7 protein-coding genes are annotated in these 8385 nt (G+C 69.5%); all 7 read left to right on the top strand.

Features of this window, described 5'->3' with window-relative positions; all coding sequences use genetic code 11:
• Positions 1-50 precede the first annotated feature (50 nt).
• The 7 genes from ACWGE1_RS38485 (at position 51) to ACWGE1_RS38455 (ending at position 8285) form a co-directional block, all read left to right on the top strand.
• Entirely contained in the window at positions 51-785 is a 735-nt protein-coding gene (locus tag ACWGE1_RS38485; RefSeq protein ID WP_453425123.1) for an enhanced serine sensitivity protein SseB, read from the top strand.
• 56 nt (positions 786-841) lie between these two features.
• Positions 842-1582 (top strand): enhanced serine sensitivity protein SseB C-terminal domain-containing protein, encoded by a 741-nt coding sequence (locus ACWGE1_RS38480; protein WP_453425121.1) that lies wholly within the window; start codon positions 842-844, stop codon positions 1580-1582.
• Between the two features lie 469 nt (positions 1583-2051).
• Positions 2052-3050: an ABC transporter permease gene (locus ACWGE1_RS38475; protein ID WP_453425120.1), complete on the top strand. Its 999-nt coding sequence runs from the start codon at positions 2052-2054 to the stop codon at positions 3048-3050.
• An 80-nt stretch (positions 3051-3130) separates the two neighbouring features.
• The gene (locus tag ACWGE1_RS38470) at positions 3131-4882 is read left to right on the top strand and encodes an ABC transporter substrate-binding protein (protein WP_453425119.1); all 1752 of its coding nucleotides are present in this window, start codon (positions 3131-3133) and stop codon (positions 4880-4882) included.
• Between the two features lie 141 nt (positions 4883-5023).
• Positions 5024-6031 (top strand): ABC transporter permease, encoded by a 1008-nt coding sequence (locus ACWGE1_RS38465; protein WP_453425118.1) that lies wholly within the window; start codon positions 5024-5026, stop codon positions 6029-6031.
• A gap of 110 nt (positions 6032-6141) precedes the next feature.
• On the top strand, positions 6142-7182 hold the full coding sequence (locus ACWGE1_RS38460; RefSeq protein WP_453425122.1) for an ABC transporter ATP-binding protein: 1041 nt from the start codon (positions 6142-6144) through the stop codon (positions 7180-7182).
• An 8-nt stretch (positions 7183-7190) separates the two neighbouring features.
• Positions 7191-8285 carry an ABC transporter ATP-binding protein gene (locus ACWGE1_RS38455; RefSeq protein WP_453425117.1) on the top strand — a complete coding sequence of 365 codons (1095 nt, stop codon included), beginning with the start codon at positions 7191-7193 and terminating at the stop codon, positions 8283-8285.
• Positions 8286-8385: the final 100 nt, after the last annotated feature.

Below are 8385 nucleotides of genomic sequence, written 5' to 3'. Positions count from 1 at the left end.
GGCCGGTACCCTGCGGGGCGACACGCGGCGGGATCACGGAGGCACGGGACATGCAGGGCAGCGGCTGGCCTGGGAACGAGCTGGAGCAGGTGCTGGGGGCGGCGCTCGGGCAGCCGGACGCCGGCGGGCGGATCCTGGAGGTCCTCGGGCGCAGCCGGGTATGGGTGCCGCTGCCGGGCGGCAGCGGCCCGACGACGGCCGGCCTCGACCTGCCCACCATGGACATCGGCGGGGCCGCGTACGTCCCCGTCTACAGCTCCGAGGCCCAGTTCCTCGCCTGCGTCGGCCCCGGCATGGACTTCGCGGTGGCTCCCGCGGTCGAGTTCGCCCGCGGCCTGCCCCCGCAGCTCGGCATCGCCCTCAACCCCGAGGGCACGATCGGCGTACCGCTCCCGCCTCCCGCCGTCGCGGAGCTCTGCCGCACCGGCCGGTCCCCGCTGGACGGCCCGGCCACCGGCGGCCGCGTCCGGCTCTACGAGCCCGACTGGCAGGACGATCCGGTGGATTTCCTGGCCGCCACCACCGAGGAGTTCCGGGCCACCGGAGTGGTCGCCGCCGCGCACCGCTGCCTCGCCAGCATCGAGGGCGGGGAGCCCCAGCTGTTCATCGGTGTCCGCCTGGTGGGATGGGAACCCGAAATGCGCGACGCGCCGATGGAGGCCCTCGGACGGGCCCTGACCCGCGTCCCGCCGCCGTGGCCCGTGCAGTTGATCCTGCTCGACGCGGCACAGGACCCGGTCACGGACTGGATTCGTGAGCGCGTACGCCCCTTCTACCTCCCGTAGGGCCGCTTAAGCTGAGGGGCACGCGTGGACGACGGGCGGACGAAGAGGGGTACCGGGTGAGTGCGTCAGGCACGGCCGCGGCCGGGCAGGTCGAGCACATGATGCGCCAGGTGACCCCCGGGCGCTACGAAAGTTACGAGTCACTTCTGCATGCCCTCTCCGAGGGCCGGCTGTGGATGCTGCTCTGGCAGGGCCAGCCCGGTTCCCCGGACGCCCAGTACGGCGGCATGGAGGTCGAGAGCCTCGGCTACGCGCCCTGCGTCACCTCCCCCCAGGAACTGGCCGCCAGCGGCTGGAACCGGGGCTACGAGGTGGTCACCGGGCGGGACATCGCCCGCGCGCTGTACCCGGACCGCTGGGGTCTGTGGCTCAACCCGCACGAGCGGGGCGGCGGCCTCGGCGTGCCCTGGGCCGACCTGCGCCGGATCGCCACCGGCCTGGACCGGATGCCGGCCGGCCCGCTGCGCCTGTCGGAGCCGGCCATCGAGCTCCCGCAGTTCTACGGACTCCTGACCCAGCACGCGCACCGCACCCCGGCCGTCCGGTCGCTGCGCCGCGCCTGGGTGCAGCCCGCGCTCGGATCGCCGTACCTCGCCGTCGGGCTCGACCTGTACGACGCCTCCGCGCCCGCGCTGGAATCCGTACGGGAGATGATGCGGCAGTCGGTCGGCGTGGTCCCCGAGGGCGTCCCGGTGTGCACGGTCGCGCTCGCGGACGAGCACGACCCGGTGGCCATGTGGCTGCGCGCGCAGACCCGCCCCTTCTACGACCGCGAGGGCCAGGCGCCCGCGTACTGAGCGGGCGTGCCGACCCGGTCCACCGGGGGCACGGTCCGCGTTCCGCAATATCTGCATAGTGAGACATCCCGCTCGAAGGCCGCACCGCTCCCATCGGTGCGGCCTTCGGCATATCCGGTGAATGCACCCAAGATCCATGCCCGAAAGGGCAGTTGGGCCGGATGTCCGTTCCGCACCGAAGCGGCGGTATCTCTCCGCTCAACAGAGCGCGTGGTTCGGATAACGGAAGGTGCAGGCGGACATCACGGTTGCGCATCACATCCCCGCCGGGTCTGGCGGGTGATCGAGAGACCGTTGAAGACTCCCCCCACCGAGAGGGCCTGAGCCCCCTCTTCATCCGCATTTCGCGAGCAGTTCCGCAGCGACCGAACCGCCGGCTACCAGCGACACCGCGACACGATGTGAACCAAGCCGCCACAGCGGTTGGCAGGGGCCGGCCACCAGCCGGCCGAGAGGGGTTTCCACCACGATGACGGCACCTACCGAGACCACCGGGCCCGCGCGGCCCCAGCCCGGCGCCGGACCGGACGGGGCGAAGCAAGTGGCGATTGAGGGGCGCTCGCTCGGCCGGATCGCATGGACCCGCCTCAAGCGGGACAAGGTCGCCATGGCCGGCGGGATCGTCGTCCTCTTCCTCGTCGTCCTGGCCGTGCTCTCGCAGCCGATCCAGGCGATCTTCGGCCTCGATCCCGACGCTCTGCACCAGGACCTGATCGACCCGTCGCTCGCGACCCCCATCGGCCCCTTCGGCGGCATCAGCTGGGACCACCCGCTGGGCGTGGAACCGAAGTTCGGCCGCGACATCGCCACCCGCATCCTGGAGGGCTCCTGGGTGTCGCTGCTCGTGGCCTTCGGTTCGACGCTGCTGTCCGTGGTCATCGGCTCGGTGCTGGGCGTGGTCGCCGGCTACTACGGCGGCTGGGCCGACACCGTCATCAGCCGGATGATGGACACCTTCCTCGCCTTCCCGCTGCTGCTGTTCGCGATCTCCATCTCGGCGGCGCTGCAGGGCGGGGCGTTCGGGCTCGAAGGTCTGCCGCTCCACATCAGCGTGCTGGTGTTCGTGATCGGCTTCTTCGGCTGGCCGTACATCGGTCGCATCGTGCGCGGGCAGACACTGTCGCTGCGCGAAAGGGAGTTCGTCGACGCGGCACGCTCCCTGGGAGCGCGGGGCCCGTTCATCGTCTTCAAGGAGCTGCTGCCGAACCTGGTGGCGCCGATCCTCGTCTACGCGACCCTGCTCATCCCCACCAACATCCTTTTCGAGGCGTCCCTGAGCTTCCTGGGCGTCGGTATCCAGCCCCCGCAGGCATCCTGGGGCGGAATGCTGAGCGAGGCCGTCAGGTACTACAAGGTCGACCCGATGTACATGGTCGTGCCGGGCCTGGCCATCTTCCTCACCGTGCTCGCCTTCAACCTGCTGGGCGACGGCCTGCGGGACGCACTGGACCCCAAGAGCCGCCGCTGAACCGTTTCCTCGGGCGCGGCCGGGCCACCACCGCCCACCCCATCACCACTCCACTCTGAATCAGGGGGCTTAACTCCACCATGAAAAGCAGGTCGAGATCAGCTGCGGTGCTCGTGGCCGCCATCAGCATCGCCCTCGGGGCCTCCGCGTGCAGCGGCGGTGACAAGACGGGCGAGGGCGACAAGGGTTCCGCCGCCGCCAACGCGGCCGTCACGGGTGTCGTCAACGCCTCGGACAAGAAGGGTGGGACGCTCGTCTACGAGGCGTCCGACACGCCCGACTCCTTCGACCCGGGCAACACTTACTACGGCTTCGTCTTCAACTTCAGCCGCCTGTACGCGCGTCCGCTGACCACCTTCGCGCCCGCCCCGGGTGCCGAGGGCAACAAGGTCGTGCCGGACCTCGCCGAGTCGCTGGGCACCCCGAGCGACGGCGGCGCCACCTGGACGTACAAGCTCCGCAAGGGCGTGAAGTACAGCGATGGCGCCGAGGTCACCTCGAAGGACGTCAAGTACGCCGTCGAGCGCAGCAACTTCGCCCGTGACGTCCACTCCAACGGCCCGAGCTACCTGGCCCAGTACCTCAAGGACAACGAGCCGAAGTACGAAGGCCCGTACAAGGACAAGAGCGACGAGGGTCTGAAGTCCATCGAGACCCCGGACGACCACACCATCGTCTTCAAGCTCAAGCAGCCCTTCGCCGAGTTCGACTACCTCCTGGCCAACCCGCAGTCGGCCCCGGTGCCGAAGGCCAAGGACGACGGTGCCGACTACGTCAAGCACATCGTCTCCTCCGGCTCGTACATGTTCGAGAGCTACGAGCAGGACAAGCAGGCCGTCCTCGTCCGCAACCCGAACTGGGACGCCGGCAACGACCCGCTCCGCAAGCAGCTGCCGGACAAGATCGTCGTCAAGCTGAAGGTCAACCAGGAGACGATCGACTCCAACCTGAAGGCCGGCAACTCCCACATCGACATCGTCGGCAACGGCGTTGCCCAGCAGACCCAGTCGGAGCTGCTGAGCTCGAAGGACCCGAACACCGACAACGCGCAGGGTGGTCGCCTGGTCTACCTGGCGATCAACACCAAGGTGGCGCCCTTCGACAAGGTCGAGTGCCGCAAGGCCGTCCAGTACGCGGTGGACAAGGTCTCGGTGCAGACCGCGTTCGGCGGACCGGTCCGCGGCGCCGTCGCCAGCACGGTGCTGCCGACGGACATCCCGGGCCACGTGGACTTCGACACCTACAAGACCCCGGACAACAAGGGCGACGAGGCCAAGTCGAAGGAACTGCTGACCGCCTGCGGCCAGCCGAACGGCTTCGAGACCACCATCACGGCCCGCAACGACCGTGCCGGTGAGGTCGACATGGCCACCGCGATCCAGGCCTCCCTGAAGAAGGTCGGGATCAACATCAAGATCCAGCAGTACCCGGCCGGCAAGTACTTCAGTGACTACGCGGGTGTCCCGAAGTTCACCGAGGACAACAAGATCGGCCTCATGATGATGCAGTGGGGCGCCGACTGGCCGACCGGCTTCGGCTTCCTGCAGCAGGTGGTCCACGGTGGCGCGATCGGCAAGACCGGTAACACCAACCTGTCGCAGCTGAACAGCCCCGAGATCAACGGGATGCTGGACGCGAACATCGCCAACACCGACCCCGCCGCCCGCGAGAAGGTCTACGGCGACATCGACAAGAAGGTCATGGACGAGGCCGTCATCGTGCCTCTGACCTACTTCAAGGTGCTGCACTACCGCTCGCCGAAGATCACCAACGCGGTGTCGAACCCGGCCTGGAGCGGCCAGTACGACTACCTCAACGTCGGCCTGAAGTAAATCCGAAGTCAGTAAGGCCCGACCTTTCAGCCCGATCTGCCAGAACCGTGGAAGGCAGGTGAAGGCAGCAGTGCACGCCGGCTCGTGCGGCTCCCCCGACCGGGGGGCCGTACGGGCCGGCGGACGCCGAAGCCGACCCTCGTGTTTGTGTACATCGTCCGGCGGATGATCGCCGCGGTGGCCCTGCTGCTCGTCGTCAGCGCGATCACCTTTGCGATTTTCTTCCTGCTGCCCAGGCTGGCCGGCGGAACCGTCGACTCGCTTGCCACCCAGTACGTGGGCAAGAACCCCTCACCGGAGTCGATCGCCGCGGTCAAGCAGAACCTCGGCCTCGACCAGCCCCTGCACCAGCAGTTCTGGGAGTTCCTGAAGGGGATATTCGCCGGCCGCGAGTTCAACTTCGGCCCGCAGCCCTCGCAGTGCCACGCGCCCTGCCTCGGCTACTCCTTCAAGGACCACGTCGAGGTCTGGCCCCAGATGCTGGAGCGCCTGCCGGTCACGGCGTCCCTCGCCCTCGGCGCGGCCGTGGTCTGGCTGGTCACCGGTGTGACCACCGGCGTCGTCTCCGCCCTGCGACCGGGCTCGCTCTTCGACCGGGTGGCCATGGGTGTGGCGCTGGCCGGCGTCTCGCTGCCCATGTTCTTCACCGGCGTCCTGTCGCTGGCCCTGTTCGTCTTCAACTGGCCGATCTTCACCAACGTGTACGTGGACTTCTCCGAGGACCCGGCCGGCTGGTTCCAGGCGCTCGTCCTGCCCTGGTGCACCCTCGCCTTCCTCTACTCCGCGCTCTACGCCCGCCTCACCCGGGCCGGGATGCTGGAGACGATGAGCGAGGACTACATCCGGACGGCCCGGGCCAAGGGCCTGCGCGAGCGCGTGGTGGTCACCCGGCACGGACTGAGGTCCGCGCTGACGCCGATCATCACCATCTTCGGCATGGACTTCGGCCTCCTCCTCGGCGGCGCCATCGTCACCGAGACCGTCTTCTCGTACCACGGGGTCGGCGAGTACGCCTACCAGGCGATCGCGGTCAACGACCTCCCGAAGATCCTCGGCGTGACCCTGTTCGCCGCGTTCTTCATCGTGTTGTGCAACCTGGTGGTCGACCTCGTCTACGCCATCATCGACCCGAGGGTGAGGCTGTCGTGACCGACCCGACGAAGCCCGTCAGCGGTGCCGGCCGGGGCACCGGAAGCAGCACCGGCACAGGTACCGCCACCGGCACGGACACCGGTACCGACACCGCGAAGGCCCCCGGCGTGCCCCGGGCCTTCCTCGACGTCCGGGACCTGAAGGTCCACTTCCCCACGGACGACGGCCTGGTGAAGTCGGTCGACGGACTCACCTTCCAGCTGGAGAAGGGCAAGACCCTCGGCATCGTGGGCGAGTCGGGCTCCGGCAAGTCCGTCACCTCGCTGGCCGTCATGGGCCTGCACCGGGTCGGCAACGGCGGCCGGTCCAGCGCCTCGCTCTCGGGCGAGGTCTGGCTGGACGGCAAGGAGCTGCTCTCCGCCCAGCCGGAGGAGGTGCGCCGGCTGCGCGGCCGGGAGATGGCGATGATCTTCCAGGATCCGCTCAGCGCGATGCACCCCTACTACACGATCGGCTCGCAGATCGTGGAGGCCTACCGGGTCCACCACGACGTGAGCAAGAAGACCGCCCGCACCCGGGCCGTCGAGATGCTCGACCGGGTCGGCATCCCCGAGCCCGACAAGCGGGTGGACAACTACCCGCACGAGTTCTCGGGCGGCATGCGCCAGCGCGCCATGATCGCCATGGCGCTGGTGAACAACCCCGAGCTGCTCATCGCGGACGAGCCGACGACCGCCCTGGACGTCACCGTCCAGGCGCAGATCCTCGACCTCATCCGGGACCTGCAGAAGGAGTTCGGCTCCGCGGTCATCATGATCACCCACGACCTCGGCGTGGTGGCCGAGATGGCCGACGACATCCTCGTGATGTACGGCGGCCGGTGCGTGGAGCGCGGCTCCGCCGAGAAGGTCTTCTACGAGCCCAGGCACCCGTACACCTGGGGCCTGCTCGGTTCGATGCCCCGCATCGACCGCGACCAGACCGAGCGGCTCATCCCGGTCAAGGGCTCGCCGCCCAGCCTGATCAACATCCCCAGCGGCTGTGCCTTCAATCCGCGCTGCCCGTACGCCGACGTGCCGGAGGGCGGGATCACCCGCACCCAGCGGCCCGAGCTGACGGAGGACGGGGACAAGCACTGGTCCGCCTGCCACATGTCGTCGGAGCAGCGGACCCGGATCTGGACCGAAGAGATTGCGCCGAAGCTGTGACCGAGGACATGAAGAAGACGGACGCCCCCGGTGTCCCCGCGCAGCGGGCGGAGGAGCCCGGGCCGCTGCTCAAGGTGTCCGGGCTCACCAAGCACTTCCCGATCCACAAGGGGCTGCTGCGCCGGCAGGCCGGCGCGGTCCAGGCCGTCGACGGCCTGGACTTCGAGGTGCGGCGCGGTGAGACCCTCGGGGTCGTGGGCGAGTCCGGTTGCGGCAAGTCCACGATGGGCCGGCTGATCACCCGGCTGCTGGAGCCCACGGGCGGGACCATCGAGTTCGACGGCAAGGACATCACCCACCTCGGGGCCTCGGCCATGCGGCCGCTGCGCCGCGACATCCAGATGATCTTCCAGGACCCGTACGGCTCGCTGAACCCGCGGCACACGGTCGGCACGATCGTCAGCGCCCCGTTCAAGCTGCAGGGCGTGCAGCCGGAGAGCGGGCTCAAGTCCGAGGTCCAGCGGCTGCTGTCGCTGGTGGGCCTGAACCCGGAGCACTACAACCGCTACCCGCACGAGTTCTCCGGCGGTCAGCGCCAGCGCATCGGCATCGCCCGCGCCCTGGCCCTGAACCCGAAGCTGGTCGTCGCGGACGAGCCGGTCTCGGCACTGGACGTGTCGATCCAGGCCCAGGTGGTCAACCTGCTGGACGACCTCCAGCAGGAGCTCGGCCTCACGTACGTGATCATCGCGCACGACCTGTCGGTCATCCGGCACGTGTCCGACCGCATCGCCGTCATGTACCTCGGCAAGCTCGTCGAACTGGCCGACCGGACCGCGCTCTACGAGAACCCGATGCACCCGTACACCAAGGCGCTGCTGTCGGCGGTGCCGGTGCCGGACCCGAGGCGGCGCGGAGCGAAGAGCGGCCGCATCCTGCTCAAGGGCGACGTGCCCTCGCCGATCTCACCGCCGAGCGGCTGCCGCTTCCACACGCGCTGCTGGAAGGCGACGCAGATCTGCACGACGCAGCAGCCGCCGCTGCTGACGCTGGGGACCGGCCACCAGGTGGCCTGCCACCACCCGGAGAACGCACCCGACCAGGCGCCGGGCGACCTGCCCCTGCCGGGCGCGGCGGACGCGGTGGTCAAGGCTTCGGAGTAACCGGCTCGCGGGGCCGGACCGCGCCGTGCGGCTGGGCGGCCCCCCCCCCGGAGGCCGCGCCGGGGCCGGGGCGCGCCCCCCCGCCCCCGGCCCCCCCCGC

The organism is Streptomyces sp. NPDC054932 (assembly GCF_053610205.1).
The sequence above is the reverse complement of the archived record's forward strand: the minus strand, read 5'-3'. Positions and strand labels throughout refer to the sequence as shown.

Coding starts and splice junctions, on each gene's coding strand:
- ACWGE1_RS38475 (WP_453425120.1), top strand. CDS start 2,052: ATGACGGCACCTACCGAGACCACCGGGCCCGCGCGGCCCCAGCCCGGC.
- ACWGE1_RS38485 (WP_453425123.1), top strand. CDS start 51: ATGCAGGGCAGCGGCTGGCCTGGGAACGAGCTGGAGCAGGTGCTGGGG.
- ACWGE1_RS38455 (WP_453425117.1), top strand. CDS start 7,191: ATGAAGAAGACGGACGCCCCCGGTGTCCCCGCGCAGCGGGCGGAGGAG.
- ACWGE1_RS38470 (WP_453425119.1), top strand. CDS start 3,131: ATGAAAAGCAGGTCGAGATCAGCTGCGGTGCTCGTGGCCGCCATCAGC.